Genomic DNA, 16,247 nt, shown 5'->3' with positions numbered 1-16,247 from the left:
TAACAGAACCTAGTCTTCGCGCACCCAGGCACCAATAACGCCGGGGACGACCGCCGGCCGCTGGCCCAGCAGCGCTAGCCGGTTCGGGTCCTTTTCGACCTCGGTTACGACCGCGCGCACCGACCGCGAGGACTCCTTCGACGAGTGTCCCCCGCGGTGCATGCCCATCATGGGCGCCATTCCGCGGCCGATGCCTCCTGCCCGGCCATTCTGCGACGCCCCGGCCGCAGCCTTGTTGGCTTGCTGCGCCGGGCTCTGCCCGTAGGCACCGCCGGCACCCGAACCAGCCCCGGCACCAGCGCCCAGGCCACCGCCGGCCGCTCCCGGGACACCAGCGATGCCAGCAGCCCCCGGCACCCCGCCGCGCAGGCCACCGCGCGCTCCGGCTGAACCATGGCCGGAACCGCCGGCCGCACCCGGCGCCGCCGTGGTCATCCCTCCGAAGGCACTCCCCGGCAAGAAGGCCGCCCCGCGGTTGCTTCCGGCCAGGCCACCGCCCGCTGCCCCAATCCCCGGTCGACCGGCGCCTGGTGCGGCCCACGCCCCGGCCGGGGTGACAGTGCCCGGCGCACCGGCCGGTGTCGCTACACCACCTGCTGCCGATGCACCCGGCACCACCGCGCCCGGCATACTCGGCGCCGCCACGTTGGCCGCGTGCGTTGCCATCTGCCCGCCACTGAACGCCGAATCCCCGGCCGGAATCAGCCCGTGGTCGGCCAGCCACTGGCTGCCGCGGTGGGCGGCATCGCGCATCTCCTGCCGCGTCGCGGCGTCCAGGCCCACCCCGTCGACCGCACTAATCTGGCCGTCTGCGACTTCGAAGGAGCCCGGGCCCACGCCCGGGCGGTTCATAAGCTCCTGCATCTGCTGTGGCAGTGTGACTCCCTCGGTGGAATAGCGCTGCCCGTTTCCATCCACGGCCCCCATCCCCAAGTGCAGGTCCCCACCACCGCTGGCCGGGGCCTGGTCCATCAGGCTGTGCTGGATGGGCATGGACTGCAGCACAATATTCTGCAAAATCCCCTGGTGCTTGAGCAGCATCGCCTGCTCCGCCGCTTTCCGCGCCACCGGGTCCGGGATAGAAAGAACCGTTCCCCAATCAACTGACGCCACTACCTGGTCGGCTTGCAGGCCCGCCAGCATGGTCGAGTTCTTCCCCGCCATCACCGTCGCATTAGCCGCGAACTGCCGACCCGTAGCCGCGACCTCCCGAATCTTGGCCGCGGCCCGGTCCGTGGTCTCCGACTGGTTGCGCGACTGCAGCTGCCCCGCCAGCGCATCCATCTCGTTGGAGATCCCATTGACCCGAGACGCGAACTGCTGCCAGCGATGAATCGTGTTGCTAATCCGGCCCATATTCGTAAACAAGAAGCCCTGGACCAGGCCAAACATCGACGACCCCGTATTCACCACCGGCGGCACAAAGCTAAACGGACTGTAGCCGGGCTCCGGCTGGTTCACAATCGGCATCGCCGACTTACCTACCGCCCCGCCAGCATCCGCAATATCCAGGCCATGAGCATTCGCATCCTCCTGCTGTTCGAAGCCCTGCGCCTCATCCCCCAGCACCGAGGCCATCCACCCCAACTGGCCCGCAAACTTCTCCAAAGTACTAAACGCCGACGCCGGGTCCATATGCACCGCCCGCCCGTGGATATCCCCCGTCCGGTCAATGCCAGTAATGGGCGAGAAGCCGAAGTCTAAGACGTCGAAACCGAAGTGGCGCAAGCTATCGACGCGGTCCTTGACCTGCAACATTCTTTGTTGGCTTTCAAAAAGCGAATCAGCGCTCAGTTCCATAAAACTCATCCCCCGTTAAATTGCTAACTAATTCTCTTGTTCTTTCGCATCGCTCTTCGAGAGCTACATCTTGCTGTTTGATATGTTGGACAGTCACAGAGCCACCAACAGTATCGATGCTTATGGTGCACCGATCTTCGGATACTTTTCCGCTGATTTCTTCCGCTGCTCCTCTTACAGGCTCATACTCAGGGTCCCAATTGTTCGACGCCTCAGCTACCGAAGCGACAACCAAGTCAGCCCTAGATTCCCCAAACATGCAGATCTCGTTGCTGAAAGCATCCATGGTGTCCCAACGTGGACCGAACCCGGCCTTTTCGAATTCTTCTTGTGAAATTTCCTTGCAAAGCTGAAAGAGCTCAAACCCCGGGGCCATAAAGTCCGGCTCCCCTAGTGGAGGAAGCAAGGACTTCGTGGACTCGGAGTTTGAGCTGTGGGGTTCTGCGTCGGATGCAACATCCGCGGGCTCGGACGCCGCCCCCTCGGCACCAACGGTGTTGTGCTCATCCTCGGCAGAAAGCTCCGAGCCTGTTTCAGAGAAACCGACTCCGGAACAACCCCCGGCGAGAAAGGCTGTGGCTAGTGCCACGCTGCTCAGTACCTTTCTAACCATGTGATCCCCCCGATCTTTCTGCGTGCCCCACCTCAACGTGTGAGACCGCCACCCCAGCAACAAAAGCTACCCCGAGCTTGGCTTTTATTACCGGGGCGAAGCACTTGGAAGCTCCTTGTCGGCTCTCCCTCGTGCCCCTTAGCGGCGGCCTCGGTACCCAGTTTGCATGAACATCGAAATTTTGTCTTCCCGAGCCGTCAAACTTTTTTCTGCGGCCGGTTTCAGCTGGTGTCTGCGCGCTAGTCCTTTTACAGAAAGTTGACAGCGTAGGTGCAGGCCATTTGCGGTTTGAAAACTGCATGAAAGTGAGCCACTCCATGTTCAAACCAACTGGCGCTTGAAGAAACGGGTGTACCCGGAATTACATAGATGTCATAAGCCTGCGGGGAATTCTGCGCTTCTTTCGCAGCTCATGGGGTCTCAACACATGGGCTACCAAAGCCAACCTGTCTAGTGCCTGTAGGTTTATCACAACAGCTTGACTGACATGTCCTGCCATGTCCAGCACTCAGCCACTAATCGCGTGCAATAACGGCGATGCCCAATGAACCCTTCGCGCTCACCGAGAATCGCGAGCAGCGCACCTGTTGCCAGCCCGTGACCGCGAAGGGCGCACCTGAGCCGCAGAACCGGTAAAACCGGCCAAACCGCGGGGTTGCCGGAAACACAAAACCGCCCCTCCCCAAACGGGGAAAGGCGGTAGGCAGAAAGCGTGGTGCAAGCTAGCGGTTCTGGAAGTAGCTCAGCAGGCGCAGAATCTCGGTGTAGAGCCAGACCAGGGTGACGGCCAGGCCGAGGGCCACGCCCCAGGCGTGCGACGCCGGTGCGTTTGCGCGGATGAGGCGGTCGGCCAGGTCGAAGTCGTTCATGAAGGACAGGGCAGCCAGGACGATGCAGACGATGGAGAAGATGATCGCCAGGGTGCCGCCGTCGCGCAGCGGGTTGTTGCCGGTGAACAGCGCCAGCAGCAGGTTACCGATGACCAGCACGAAGACGCCGATGATGGCGCCGGAGACAATCTTGCGGAAACGCGGGGTGACCTTGACCGCGCCGGTCTTGTAAACGAAGAGCATGCCCAGGAAGACGCCGACGGTGCCCAGGATGGCCTGGCCGATGAGGGCGCCGGCGTCGGAGCCGCCCACGGTGAAGTAGCCGGAAATCAGCAGGGAGAACCCGCCGATGAACAGGCCCTCAAAAGCAGCGTAGATAAGGGTGACGATTGCGGAGTCCCACTTCTTGCCGAAGGTGGCGACCAGAACGGTGATGAAACCGCCGATGCCGCCGACCAGCGTCAGGATCATCGACAGCGAGGCATCACCGGTAACCACGGCGATTCCGAAGTTGACGACTGCCAAGGCGATAATGACGCCGAGCGTGATACCCGTCTTGGTGACGACGTCATCGACAGTCATCGGGCGCTCAGGAGCCTGGCCGTAAGCCTGCGGGTCGTTGTAGCCATTCGAAGATTGTTGCTCCGAAGTGGCAAGCGTGTTCATTACCGGGTTGTTACTGCGCAAGGGAATCCCGCTTCCTTTCCTTTTGGGAATATGTCTAGGAGTCTAGGGTCTGGTCACTAGGATCAACGCGTCGCGTTTCCAGAAAGTTCCCACTCTGTTGACTTATACCCAAAATTCTAGTTGCTCGGTGGCTCCGGGGGTGTGCCGCCACCTTCGCCGGGGCCGCCTTGGCCCGGGCCACCGCCCGCGGCAGGCGTTTGCCCGCCACCGGTGGCCTTGTCGGTGGCATCGACGGGCACATCGATCTCCAGCCGATAACCGGCCGACCTCGAGCCAGATACCGCAGGGGTCTGCGCGTCCCAGCCGTCGGAGAATACGTTGTCGGTTTCCAGGGTTATCTTGTTGGAGTTGTCGAGCGAGCCCGCATAGGTATCGTCGTCGTAACGGGCACGCGCGACCTCTTCCGGCACGACAATCTGCGAGGTCAGCACGGAGTTAGAAGCATCAGTGATCTCATCAATGCTGGTGAATACCTCGAAGTGGATGTGCGGCCAGCGCCCGCTATAGCAGCCCGGGACGATGGAATCGAAGGTCACGGTACCGGCATCGTCAGTGACCTGGACGCCACGCAGCCAGGTTTGATCCGTCACGCCATCGGAATACATGGAGTACTCCCCCGCACCGTTACAGTGCCAGACGTAGACTGCGGCGCCGGCCAGCGGCTGGTTGTCGTTGGTGATGTCGATGAGGTTCATCGTCAGCGTCATCGGCACGCCGTCGACCGAGCCGTTGCCAGCGACGGAGGTGGTCAGGTCACGGCGCTCGACGCCGCTTTCGTCCAGAATGTCGGGACCGTTGGGGCCGTCGCCGGGTCACCATCGCGCGCATGTCTAAAGCGAGTCCCTAATCTTCGATGTCGTCCCCCGGGCGAATGCGTGTAGGCCCCAGAGCAGTTCCAGATAGCTAACCAAGCAGTTACTGAGGCGTGCCTGTATCCAATTTTGGGGCTACAAACTCAGCGTTTGCCTAGTGTTTACCTCGTTGTCGGGCCCCGGCTACCACTGGCACTTAAGGTGTTGTCTGCTCTTTTCTCTCTGTCCCTATAAGCAAGGAACCCTGCCCATGTCTGCAGTTTCCCGCCGTCGTTGGCTACCGGCTACCGTCGCCGCCACGATGACCTTCAGTGCTCTGTCCGTCCCCACCGCCCTGGCGCAGGAGACTCCGAGTCCCCTGTCGTTATCAACGAGGTGGAGTCCAACGGCGACCCAGTCGGTGACTGGGTTGAGCTAGCCAACATCGACGAGGTGAACTCGGTAGACATCAGCGGCTGGTCAATCCTGGATGACGATGACGACCACACCCCAATCGTCTTCCCGGAAGGCACCGAGATTGAATCCGGCGGCTACTTCAGCTTCTACACGGACCTGGAAGACGACGGCTTTGGCCTAGGCGGCAACGACTCGGTTCACCTCTTTGACGCCGAAAGCCAGCTCGTCGAGGAGACCACCTGGGAAGGCCACGCTGCCACCACCTGGGGCCGCGTTCCGGACATGACTGGCGAATTCGCCGTGACCGGCGAGCCGACCCGCGATGCCACCAATATCGCCGAGGGCGAGACCGAGCCGGTTGCGGATACGGAGTGGCCCTTCGACCCGCAGACCATCAAGGACGTTGATCTCGGCGAGGAGTTAGCTATCGAAGACTTCTCCGGCATCGACTTCGACGCCGACGGGCGCGCCTGGGTTGTCAACAACGACGAGGGCGGCCTGATGGCGCTCGACTACGACGTTGACAGCGGCAGCTACACCGTCGCCGGTCAGTGGAACCTCAAGTACCCGGACGGCAGCGGCCTGCCGGATACCGAGGGCATTACCGTTGCCGAGGACGGCTCCCTCTACGTCGCCACCGAGCGCGACAACGCATCCAAGAATGTCTCCCGCCCGTCCGTACTCCACTTCGCTGCGCCGACCAGCGAGGGCGGGGACCTGGCCGCCGAGCAGGAATGGAACCTGTCCGAGTTCACCGGCGAAATCGGCGCCAACTCCGGCCTGGAAGCCATTTCTGCTCTGGGCGGCGGCGAGTTCGCGGTCGGTGTCGAGGCTAACGGCGAGGTCCTCTTCGTCGACCTGTCCGGCGACGCCCCGGTTCTCAAGCAGCGCTACGAGTCCCCCTTCGAAGGCGTCATGGCGCTGGACTACGACACCGAATCCGGTGTCCTGCGCGCCCTGTGCGACGAGGTCTGCGAAGGCGCGTCCATCGAGCTGACCCAGGCTGACGGCGAGTGGAAGGCAGCCTCCGAGGTCCAGGCCCGTCCGACCGAGATGGACAATGTAGCCAACGAGGGCTTCGCCACCCACACCTTTGCCGGCGAGTGCACCGACGGCAAGCAGGAGGAAACCACCGTCTTCCTCTGGGCCGATGACGGCGTGACCGAAGGTATTCCTTTCCGGGCTGTGGAAAACACCCGCACCACCGATTGCGAGGGCGACCAGGGCCAGGACGACGAGCAGCCGTCTCAGTCCTCCGGCTCCTCTACCTCCTCCGCCTCTTCGGCATCCTCCCTTTCTTCCCTGAGCGGTTCTAGCGTCGGCGGGATCCTCGCAGCCGTGGTCGGCATCATCGCGGTCGTGGGCGGCGCCATGGCCTTCACCAAGGCTCTGCCGCAGCAGCTGCTCGACCTGCTGCCTGCCCAGGTTCGCCAGTTCCTGAGCTAGTCCGCTCTAGTCCGCCCCGGCTTCCGGCCGGGAGCTAGTGGGTTTAAGCAAACTAAAGACCAGCCTATTGGCTGGTCTTTTCCGTATTCAGCAACGCCTGCTGCATCTGCCTCTTAAGGCCTCAGCATTGTTTTTGGGTCTTGCTAGCCGCGGTTTTTAGGCCGGCTCAGCGCTATCCACCGTCTTGACCTCACCGTGGTCCTCGGGCTTGCGCAGGAACAGCGCGGCGATAACAGCGACTACTAGCAGGCCGCCACAGACCATGAAGGCGGTGGCCGCGCCGTCGCCCTGGGCGGCACGGGTGCCTCCCCCGGCACCGGCGACGTGGCCGATGATGGCAATCATCACAGCGATACCGGCCGCGCCAGCCAGCTGGAGCAGGGTGTTGAGGATGGCGGAACCGTGCGAGTAGATTTCGGACGGCAGAGAAGACAACGCCGTGGTGATGAGCGGGGTCAGGGACAGCGCCATGGCGACGCCAAAGATCGTGTACTGCACCACCAGCAGCCAGACCGGGGATTCCTCACTGACCGTGCCCATCCACAGCAGCGCGGCCGCGCCGATCAGGGTGCCGGGGACGACCAGCGGGCGGGGCCCGACGCGGTCGTAGAAGGCGCCGGCAATAGGAGAAAGCACCGTCTCCACCAGGCCGCCCGGCAAGGAGGCCAGGCCGGCGACCAGCGCGGTGGTCAGCAGCGCGCCCTGGAGGTAGAGCGGCAGAGTGTTGGCCATGCCCAGCATCGCGGCCTGGAAGAGCACGATGACGATGATGGCCACGACGAAGTTTTTGACCGTCAGCGGGGTCAGGTCCAGCAGGGCGCGGCCGCTCGGAGCCAGGGCGAGCTGGCGCCAGATAAACAGTGCCAGGCCGATAACGCCGGCGATGGACACACCGATGACGACGCCCGCACCGTCGCCGCCGTCGATGAGCACGCCCACCGAGGACAGGCCGTAGACCAGCCCGCCGAAGGCAATGGCGGAAAGCACCACGGACACGACGTCGAGCGGGGCGCGCTTGAGCTCGCTTACGTTACGCAGCTTCCAGGCCGCAAAGGCCGCGGCGACGGCGACGAGGGCGGCCATGATCCAGAACGTGGTGTGCCAGGTGGATACGGACATCACGGCACCGGCGAACGTCGGTCCCAGGGCCGGGCCGACTGCCATGACGATCGCAATAACGCCCATGACGGTACCGCGCACTTTCGGCGGAACCACGGTCATCACGACGGTCATCTGCAACGGCAGGAGGATAGCGGTACCCACGGCCTGCAGGACACGGCCGCCCAGCAGAATCACGAACGTCGGAGAGAAGGCCGCGACGACAGAACCAATAAGGAAGGCACCGACCGCAAAGAAGTACACCGAACGCGTCGTAAAGCGATCCAGGATCCACCCGGTCATCGGCATCATGATGGCCATGGTCAACAGCACGCCAGTCAGCAGCCATTGCGCGACCGCGGAGGTGACGTCGAATTCCGTCATGATGGACGGCAGGGCCACCGACAGGGCGGTCTCATTCAGCAGCATCACAAATGTGGTCAGTGCGAGCACCGAAATAATGAGCGTGGTCTCCCCTGACAGGGAGCGGGAACGCGGATCGGGCCTGGTCATCCGGCAACCTCCTGGAAAAACAAATTAAAAAGGGCCGCACGCCCCTGACAAGGGGCGGGCGGCATAATCGTGATAAGTCAACAATGCTGGACATTTGCGGCGCTGTCAACTTGAAAAACCAGTTGGCGGGAGCAACGGCTCTGCGACCTGCGGAACTTTTATCGCGCAGGGGCACCCGCTACAGATGGAGCCTCGGCTTTAGCTATTGGCTCAGCTGGGGGGCGCCAAGGGCTGCTACCCCATCGAAATCGCGCAATTTTTGGACTCCTTATTGACGGAAAGCGCGGTTCCCGTGGTGCCGGCGGAGTGTTTCCGCTGGTAGTGGTGCCCCCAGTGGGACTCGAACCCACACTGAATTGATTTTAAGTCAACTGCCTCTGCCGATTGGGCTATAGGGGCTGTGCAACCCTATTGAGTCTAATTCACAACAGGGCCGGGATGGAAACCGGGTCGCACGACCCCGGGGCTGGTTGCTTGAGACCCGTTGCCTAGGCTCCGTTGCGAAGGGCTAGCTGTCGGTGGCATCCATGCCGGCGACGAGGCCAGCGATGATGCCGTCGAGGATGTCTTTTTCGGAGACGACGAAGGAGCGGGCATCGTTGTGCTTCTCGATGAGGTTCATGATCCCCTCGACCGCCACTGAGCCGCCGCCGATGACGTCGGCACGGCCGGGGTGGATCACCGGGTTCAGGGCGCGTTCATCGGCCGGGGTGTGCATGAGCTGGTCCAAAAGCACGCGCAGGGCGTCGAAGCGCAGCTCGGTGCCGTGGATCGCATCGGCGTCGTAGCGCTCCAGCCCCTGGGCCAGGGCCGACAGGGTGGTAAACGTGCCGGCGCAGCCCACGAAGGTCTGGGCCTTATCGACGTTGACGAGCCGGGAGACTTCCTCCATCTTGTCCGCGACGAAGTCCTTGGCGATTTCGATCTCGGTCTCCGACGGCGGATCGGAGGGCATGATGCGCTCGGTGATGCGCACGCAGCCCATCTGTGCCGAGTGCGAGCTGTCGATGGCGCCGTCCTCGTCGCCGACGATGAACTCCGTGGAGCCGCCGCCCAAGTCGATCACACAGAACGGGGCGCGCTCCGGAGCCAAGTCGCTAACCGCGCCGTTGAAGGACAGCCGCGCCTCCTCTTCCCCGGTGATGACCTCCGCGCAGGCTCCGGGTTCGATCTCGCCGAGGAGCTCCGCGGTCAGATCGAAAAATTCCTGCTGGTTCTTCGCATCGCGCGTCGCCGAGGTGGCGACCATCCGCACTTTCTTGACCTGCTCGAACTTCATCTGCTGGACGAATTGCTCGAGCGCGTCGCGGGCGCGGCCCAAAGCCTCCTGGGAGATTTCCCCGGTCGCGTCCACGCCTTTGCCCAGGCGGATGATTTCCATAGTCCGGGTTACATCCTTGACTTTGCCGCCGGGCTGCACATCGGAGATAAGCAGGCGGATGGAGTTGGTGCCACAGTCGATTGCTGCTACGCGAGTCATGCTGGTGTCGTGTCCTTAGGCGAGTTGTTCGAGCGGGTAAACGAGGAGGTTATGGGCCAGGTTTAGGTATTGGAGAAGTCGAACTGTTCCATATCGATGCCCAGGTCGGCCACGCTCGGCCACTCATCCGGGATGGCGCTGCCGCGCAGTTCGCCGTGCTCGGCGGCCAGCGCCACTGCCTCCGTCCCCAGGCGGAAGTGCTGGGGGCCTTCGGCCAGCGCGTAGGCGATCAGAACGTGCAGGCACTTGACGCGGTCGGGCATCCCGCCGCCGGAGAAATCAGTGCCCAGGTCGGCAATCTTGTTGCGCTCGGCCAGGTAGTGCTCGTGGGCGGCGCGGTAATCGCGGGCCAAGTCGGCCTCGTCAGCCAGTCGCGCTTCCATCCACTTCATGACGTGGGCGACCTCGAGGCGGGAGGCCTCCGCGGTCAGGCGGGGATCCGTCAGGTAGTACAGCGTGGGAAACGGGGTACCGTCCTCCAGCTTGGGGGCGGTCTTGATGACGGCGGGTTGGCCGTCCGGGGTGTAGTAGGAAACTTCCAGCACACCCCGCGGAGTACGGCCCAGTTGCTGGCCGACGGTGGCGAGGTCCTTATCTGTCACGGTCATAGACGCTATTGTCTCACGAACACCCCACCGGCGTGAGCGCGGGGCGTTACTGCGGCGCGTAATCCGCGCCTTGGTCCACGGGATCCGGCTGCTCCGGGGAGTTATGGGATTCCTCGATGGCCTCTTCCACGGCCGAGGAGACCGGCCCCTCGGAGGTCTCGTCCTGGTTAGCTCCCGTGTCCTTCGGCCCACCGGAAACCACCGAACGCGGCTCTTCGCCCTCGGAGAGCGAGTCCCACAGCACCGCGTACCACGGCTGGTCTTCCTCCACGGCGTCCTTGCCCGTGGTCACCGAGTGATCCGGGCTCATCTGCGGGTCCAGGATTCGGTAGGCGGTCTCCCCCGGTTCGATGACACCCAGGCGCCGACGGGCTTCCTGCTTGACGAAGTCCTCGTCCTGGTAGTGGTCGATTTCTTCCTGCAGCTGCGCCTTTTCGGCTTCCTTCGCGGCGATGGACTCGTTCAGCCGCGCGATTTCGGAGCGCCCCTGGTAGAAGTTGCGCAGCGGCACGGCGATGGCGGCCAGCACCACCACCAGCACGGCGACGATGACGGTAAAGCCGGCGACATCCAGGCGGTCCGGCTTCCGGTTTGCCTTGGGGCGCGGGCGCGCGGTGGACCGGCCGGAGCGCCCCGCAGAGCGCGACGCTACCGGTACGGTGGTGCGCCGCTTGCTGGGGGTTTTCTTCTCGCGTGCCATATAGGCCACTATCCTAGCGTGACCGCCCCATCACGCAGCAACGGCGCGGCGGGGCGAGTGTTAAAAAAGGGACGCAGTTTAAGACCGCGCCCCCGGAGCCTGGCGAAGCCCCCAGACGAGAAACGGCCCCGGGGATGCCCGGGGCCGAAGCTAAGGATTCAGCCGCACTTAGCCGTTGAAGCGCGGGAAGGCGGAGCGGCCGGCGTAGACGGCAGCGTCGCCCAGCTCCTGCTCAATGCGCAGCAGCTGGTTGTACTTCGCCACGCGCTCGGAGCGGGCCGGGGCGCCGGTCTTGATCTGGCCGCAGCCCAGGGCGACAGCCAGGTCGGCGATGGTGGTGTCCTCGGTCTCGCCGGAACGGTGGGACATCATGGTGCGGTAGCCGTTGCGGTGGGCCAGGTCCACGGCGTCGAAGGTCTCGGTCAGGGTACCGATCTGGTTGACCTTGACCAGCAGGGCGTTGGCGGCCTTCTTGTCGATGCCCTCCTGCAGGCGGGCCGGGTTGGTGACGAAGAAGTCGTCGCCGACAATCTGGACCTTCTCGCCGATGGCGGCGGTCAGGGCGGTGTAGCCCTCCCAGTCGTCTTCCTGCAGCGGATCCTCGATGGAGACGATCGGGTAAGCGTCGATGAGCTCCTCGTAGACCTTGGACATCTCCTCCGCGGTGTGCTCGCCACCCTCAAAGTGGTACTTGCCGTCCTGGTAGAACTCGGAGGAGGCAACGTCGAGGGCCAGGGCGATGTCCTTGCCCGGGGTGAAGCCGGCCTTTTCGATGGCCTCGACGATGACGTCGAGGGCCTCCTTGGTGGAGCCGACGGACGGGGCGAAGCCGCCCTCGTCGCCCAGGCCGGTGGACAGGCCCTTGTCCTTCAGGACGGACTTGAGGGCGTGGTAGACCTCGGCGCCGGCGCGCAGGGCCTCAGCGAAGGAGTCGAAGCCCAGCGGGGCGATCATGAATTCCTGGACGTCCACGCCGGAGTCAGCGTGGGCGCCGCCGTTGAGGATGTTCATCATCGGCACCGGCAGGATGTGCGCGTTCGGGCCACCGACGTAGCGGTACAGCGGCAACGCAGCGGACTCAGCGGCAGCCTTGGCGGCAGCGATCGACACGCCCAGGATGGCGTTCGCGCCCAGGCGGGACTTGTTCTCGGTGCCGTCCAAGTCAATCATGGCCTGGTCGATCAGGCGCTGGTCATCGGCCACGAAGCCGGCCAGCTCATCAGCGATCTCCTCGTTGACGTTCTCGACCGCCTTGGTCACGCCCTTGCCCAGGTAACGGTCGTCGCCGTCACGCAGCTCGTGGGCCTCGTGGACACCGGTGGAAGCACCGGACGGGACGCCGGCGAGCCCGTGGGCACCGTCATCCAGGAAAACTTCCGCCTCCACGGTCGGGTTGCCGCGGGAATCCAGGATTTCGCGTGCGAATACGTGCAGGATATCGGCCATGCTAGAAATTCACTCCTCTAGAGGTTAGATGTGGGCGCGCCCCGAAAACATGGGACGCCTACCTAGCTTCCATTTTTACCGAAAACTTGCCCGCGGCGTGGCCATATCCGCCAAGCCGGATGCCCGCCCTAGCTGGTAGCCGGTTGGCCGATGGCATAAGAATTGGCCGCAGCGGCGACTTTCCGCACGTATTCCCCCGATTGGTTGTAGGCGAGCACACCAGCGACCCACCCCTGTTCGTGCGAAAGGTCACGTCCGTCCAAACACAACAATTTCGCCGCCCCGGCCGCGGCGTCGTCGATCTGGTTCGGGTCCGGGTGCCCGTCCCCGTTGGCGTCCACCCCGACGCGCTTCCAGGACTCGGGGATGAACTGCATTGGGCCGACGGCCCGGTCGTACTCGGTATCGCCGTCAAATTCGCCGTTGTCCGTGTCCGGGATTTCGGCCGTGTTGTTGGTCCCGTCCAGGCTGATGCCGACGATGGGCGGCTGCGGGTAGCCGTTGTCATCCAGCGAGGACGGTTTGAACCAGTTGCCCGAGTAGGTGCCGTGCCGGGTCTCCACGTAGCCGATGCCGGCCAGCGTGTTCCAGCGCAAGTTACAGCCCGGCCAGGAATCCCGGGCGATAAGCTCTGCGTTGCCGTAGGCGCGCAGCGCCTGGGCCGGGATCCCGGTCTGCTCGGACAGATCCTGGGCCCAGTAGGTCAACTTGTCCGCGGTGCGCCCTGGGGCGTGGACGTTGATGTCGGCGACTTCTGCCGGGGATTGCGGCGGAACGTTGTCCGGCACTGGGTCGAGCTTGCGTACGGGCGAGGGCGCCCCCAAAAAGGACAGTGACCAGCCCACCAGCGCGACGATCAGCACGATGGCGAGGACCGCGGCGCAGCCGCATCCCCTCAGTGCCATCTTGCCCGTCCGTTGAGTCACGAGGTCATATCCTACCGGCCTGCTATCGCCCGGGGCGAACTGCGACATGAGGGCGCCGCGACCGGCGGAAAGGGTCACAAATTTGCAACATTTGTCACTCTTTTAACTTTTGTAACAACTTCTCGGCTATGTTCTATCTGGGCTCTACCCGGCCAGCTGCCGGGCCCCGGCCTTTTCCTTAACCTCTCTTCTCACCCCAAAGGACTTTTCTCATGCGTTCTCGCCTTACCGCCGCTGCGACCGCGGCAGCTACCGCTTTGACCCTGGCCCTGGCCCCGGCGGCCCAGGCCGCCCCGTCCATCCTGGATCTGGGCTCCCAGCTCATCAAGGGCGCCGACTGCAACACCCTGCGCACCACCCTGCACGCTATCGATGCCACCACCTCCGGCGAGCTGCTAACCCCGGAGACCACCCGCAACCAGCTCTCGCGCAACCTGCGCGAGCTCAACCCCAACGGCCAGACCTTCTCGCCCATTCAGCTGGCCGCCACCAAGTTCGCCGGCGAGACCGCCGACCGCGCCCTGGAGTGCGGCATCGTTAAGCAGGACACCCTGCTCACCGGCGGCACCGGCCTGTCCTCCCAGCTGGGCGACTACCTCCCGCTGCTGTCCTCTACCCTGCGCCAGGGCGCCTAGGTAGAACTGAGCAGCTAGGAGCGACGGCTGCGCGCCTTGCCCTCCCGCCAGAGACGCTCCTGCTCTTCGCTCGGCACGACCGTGCGTGTGCCGTCGAAGAGGTAGGGGCTGCGCTGGCGCATCTTGTTCACGAAGCTGGCCGCCACGTCCGCGAATTCGAAAGCACCCCGGCGGCTGGCGATCTCGGCATGGAAGAGCACCTGCAGGAAGACGTCGCCTAGCTCGGCGCAGAGCTCTGCTTCCGCGGCGCCGGAGCGCACCGCCTCGGCGAATTCGGCGGATTCTTCCTCCAGATACGGCAGCAGGCTGGTGTGCGTTTGCGCCCGCTCCCACTCCCCGATGTGCAACGCCCGCGTCATCACGCGCTGCGCCTGGCCGACCGGGTCCTGCCGCGACTCCGCCTCGATGACCGCCTCGCCCGCCGCAATCCGGCGTCGGGCCTCCGGGTCGTTGTCGTCGGTGGTCACCAGCAGGCCCTCGGGCGTTTCCCCGGTTACCAGATCGGAGAAATTCCACCGCACCTTCACGGGAACTTCGCTGGTGAAAGACACCGGGCCGGCAAGCCGGCCGTGCGCCTGCATGGGGATCAGGGTGGGCCAACGTTCATCGAGCAGCAGGACAGTCATAGACCCCGAGTATAGGGGGTCGTCTTCGCTGAATTCCCTTGCGGGCGGTATACACGATAGTTTTAACGGGTGACTAATCAAGATTCCCCGGTGGTGGCAGCGACGGGCCGCTCCCACTCCGTGACGCTATGGACGCTGGTAGCGCTCATTATCGGCTCCACGGTGGGCGCGGGCATCTTCTCCCTGCCGCAAAACATCGCCTCCGTGGCCGGCCCGGGCGCCATGCTCATCGGCTGGCTCATCGCCGGCGTCGGCATGCTGTCAGTCGCCTTCGTCTTCCAAATCCTGGCGCACCGCAAGCCCAACCTCGACTCCGGGGTGTATTCCTACGTGCGCGCCGGCCTGGGCGATTTCATCGGCTTCACCTCCGGCTGGGGCTACTGGCTCGGCTCTGTCATGGCGCAGGTCGGCTACGCCACCCTCTTCTTCAACACTGTCGGCCACTACATCCCGTTCTTCAACGCGGACCACCAGTGGACCTCCGCCCTGGCCGTTTCGGCCATGACGTGGCTCATCTTCGCCGTGCTAGCCCGCGGCATCCAGCAGGCTGCCTTCATGAACCTGGTAACCACCGTGGCCAAGCTGGTCCCCATCCTGGCCTTCATCGTCCTGGTCGCCTTCCTCGGGTTCAGCTGGGACAAGTTCACCTTCGACTTCTGGGGCCGGGCCTCCGAAGCCAGCCTGTTCGAGCAGGTCCAGGGCATCATGCTGTTTACCGTCTGGGTCTTCATCGGCGTGGAGGGCGCGTCCGTCTACTCCAAGCAGGCCCGCACCCGCGGCGACGTCGGCCGCGCGACGGTCGTCGGCTTCTTCTCCGTCCTCGCCCTGCTGGTGTCCGTATCCACGCTATCTTTCGGCGTGCTGAGCCAGGAAGAGCTCGCCGCGCTGCCGGACAACTCCATGGCCTCGGTTCTTACCGCCGTGGTCGGCCCGTGGGGCGGCGCGCTCATCTCCCTAGGCCTGTGCCTGTCCGTGCTGGGCGCTTATGTCTCCTGGCAGATGCTGTGCGCTGAGCCCATCGTGATGATGGCTATCGATGGCCTCATCCCCCGCCGCATTGGCACCGTCAACGTAGCCGGCGCCCCCTGGGCCGCGCAGCTGATTTCCACCTCGGTCATCCAGGTCTTCATCATCATCTTCTACCTGAACGAGACCTCCTACAACGCCATGGTGCAGCTGGCGACCATCATGTACCTGCTGCCCTATATCTTCTCCGCGTTCTATCTGCTCTTGCTCACGGTGCGCGGCAAGGGCCTGAACCACCCGCACGCCGGGGTGCGTTTCGATATCTCCGGGCCCGAGGTCGGTCGCCGGGACAACCGCCGCCACTTCGCCATCGCGCTGGTGGCCTTCATCTACTCGGTCTGGCTCATCTACGCCGCCGATCCGGTCTACGTACTCTTGGGAGCTCTGGCGGTCATCCCGGGCATGATTCCCTACGTCGGCACCCGTCTGTACAAGCGCGAGCGCGTCTTCAACGCCTTCGAGTGGGGCGTGGTCGTCGTCGTGACCATCGGCGCCGCCATTGCCATCTGGGGGCTAAGCACCGGCTCGCTCACCCTGAGCTAGCAGCGCCGCTTTAAAGACCACACGGCCCAGGCACGCGGCAAAGCCCGGTTGCTCTCAATGCA

General features: G+C 64.0%; 14 protein-coding genes and 1 tRNA gene. 3 read left to right on the top strand and 12 right to left on the bottom strand.

Annotation, left to right across the window (positions count from 1 at the left end):
- Window positions 1-9 precede the first annotated feature (9 nt).
- From ACEE23_RS03380 to ACEE23_RS03365, 4 genes are all read right to left on the bottom strand, one after another.
- Window positions 10-1,800: a hypothetical protein gene (locus ACEE23_RS03380; RefSeq protein WP_448873528.1), complete on the bottom strand. Its 1,791-nt coding sequence runs from the start codon at window positions 1,798-1,800 to the stop codon at window positions 10-12.
- Window positions 1,784-2,389, bottom strand: coding sequence for a hypothetical protein (locus tag ACEE23_RS03375; protein ID WP_448871974.1), 606 nt, complete (start codon window positions 2,387-2,389; stop codon window positions 1,784-1,786). The genes ACEE23_RS03380 and ACEE23_RS03375 overlap by 17 nt, the downstream gene beginning before the upstream one ends.
- Before the next feature lie 746 nt (window positions 2,390-3,135).
- Complete coding sequence (locus ACEE23_RS03370; RefSeq protein WP_368519547.1) at window positions 3,136-3,930, bottom strand: Bax inhibitor-1/YccA family protein; 795 nt, start codon at window positions 3,928-3,930, stop codon at window positions 3,136-3,138.
- Window positions 3,931-4,046: 116 nt separating this feature from the next.
- Complete coding sequence (locus ACEE23_RS03365) at window positions 4,047-4,682, bottom strand: dioxygenase family protein (RefSeq protein WP_368519789.1); 636 nt, start codon at window positions 4,680-4,682, stop codon at window positions 4,047-4,049.
- Between the two features lie 333 nt (window positions 4,683-5,015).
- On the opposite strand from ACEE23_RS03365, the gene ACEE23_RS03360 reads away from it, so the two are divergent.
- Entirely contained in the window at window positions 5,016-6,584 is a 1,569-nt protein-coding gene (locus tag ACEE23_RS03360; RefSeq protein WP_448871972.1) for an esterase-like activity of phytase family protein, read from the top strand.
- Between the two features lie 156 nt (window positions 6,585-6,740).
- Here ACEE23_RS03360 and ACEE23_RS03355 read toward each other — a convergent pair whose 3' ends face one another.
- From ACEE23_RS03355 to ACEE23_RS03325, 7 genes are all read right to left on the bottom strand, one after another.
- Window positions 6,741-8,195 carry a DHA2 family efflux MFS transporter permease subunit gene (locus ACEE23_RS03355; RefSeq protein ID WP_368521013.1) on the bottom strand — a complete coding sequence of 485 codons (1,455 nt, stop codon included), beginning with the start codon at window positions 8,193-8,195 and terminating at the stop codon, window positions 6,741-6,743.
- Window positions 8,196-8,517: 322 nt separating this feature from the next.
- A tRNA-Leu gene (locus ACEE23_RS03350) sits at window positions 8,518-8,594 on the bottom strand.
- Window positions 8,595-8,703: 109 nt separating this feature from the next.
- A complete protein-coding gene (locus ACEE23_RS03345) occupies window positions 8,704-9,675 on the bottom strand; it encodes a Ppx/GppA phosphatase family protein (protein WP_448871970.1) in 972 nt (323 codons plus the stop codon).
- A 62-nt stretch (window positions 9,676-9,737) separates the two neighbouring features.
- Window positions 9,738-10,283 carry a DUF501 domain-containing protein gene (locus ACEE23_RS03340; RefSeq protein WP_448871968.1) on the bottom strand — a complete coding sequence of 182 codons (546 nt, stop codon included), beginning with the start codon at window positions 10,281-10,283 and terminating at the stop codon, window positions 9,738-9,740.
- Between the two features lie 46 nt (window positions 10,284-10,329).
- On the bottom strand, window positions 10,330-10,983 hold the full coding sequence (locus ACEE23_RS03335; protein ID WP_368519542.1) for a septum formation initiator family protein: 654 nt from the start codon (window positions 10,981-10,983) through the stop codon (window positions 10,330-10,332).
- A 168-nt stretch (window positions 10,984-11,151) separates the two neighbouring features.
- Window positions 11,152-12,429: a phosphopyruvate hydratase gene (gene eno / locus ACEE23_RS03330; protein ID WP_448871965.1), complete on the bottom strand. Its 1,278-nt coding sequence runs from the start codon at window positions 12,427-12,429 to the stop codon at window positions 11,152-11,154.
- 128 nt (window positions 12,430-12,557) lie between these two features.
- Complete coding sequence (locus ACEE23_RS03325; protein ID WP_368521106.1) at window positions 12,558-13,334, bottom strand: lytic transglycosylase domain-containing protein; 777 nt, start codon at window positions 13,332-13,334, stop codon at window positions 12,558-12,560.
- A 233-nt stretch (window positions 13,335-13,567) separates the two neighbouring features.
- Between ACEE23_RS03325 and ACEE23_RS03320 the strand changes: the two genes are divergently transcribed.
- Complete coding sequence (locus ACEE23_RS03320) at window positions 13,568-13,990, top strand: hypothetical protein (protein WP_368519540.1); 423 nt, start codon at window positions 13,568-13,570, stop codon at window positions 13,988-13,990.
- A gap of 14 nt (window positions 13,991-14,004) precedes the next feature.
- On the opposite strand, the gene ACEE23_RS03315 is transcribed toward ACEE23_RS03320, so the two are convergent.
- Window positions 14,005-14,616: a MazG nucleotide pyrophosphohydrolase domain-containing protein gene (locus ACEE23_RS03315; protein WP_368519539.1), complete on the bottom strand. Its 612-nt coding sequence runs from the start codon at window positions 14,614-14,616 to the stop codon at window positions 14,005-14,007.
- A gap of 69 nt (window positions 14,617-14,685) precedes the next feature.
- Between ACEE23_RS03315 and ACEE23_RS03310 the strand changes: the two genes are divergently transcribed.
- Complete coding sequence (locus ACEE23_RS03310; RefSeq protein WP_409338174.1) at window positions 14,686-16,185, top strand: amino acid permease; 1,500 nt, start codon at window positions 14,686-14,688, stop codon at window positions 16,183-16,185.
- The last annotated feature ends 62 nt before the right edge of the window (window positions 16,186-16,247 follow it).

Source organism: Corynebacterium sp. 32222D000AT (assembly GCF_053546955.1).
The sequence above is the reverse complement of the archived record's forward strand: the minus strand, read 5'-3'. Positions and strand labels throughout refer to the sequence as shown.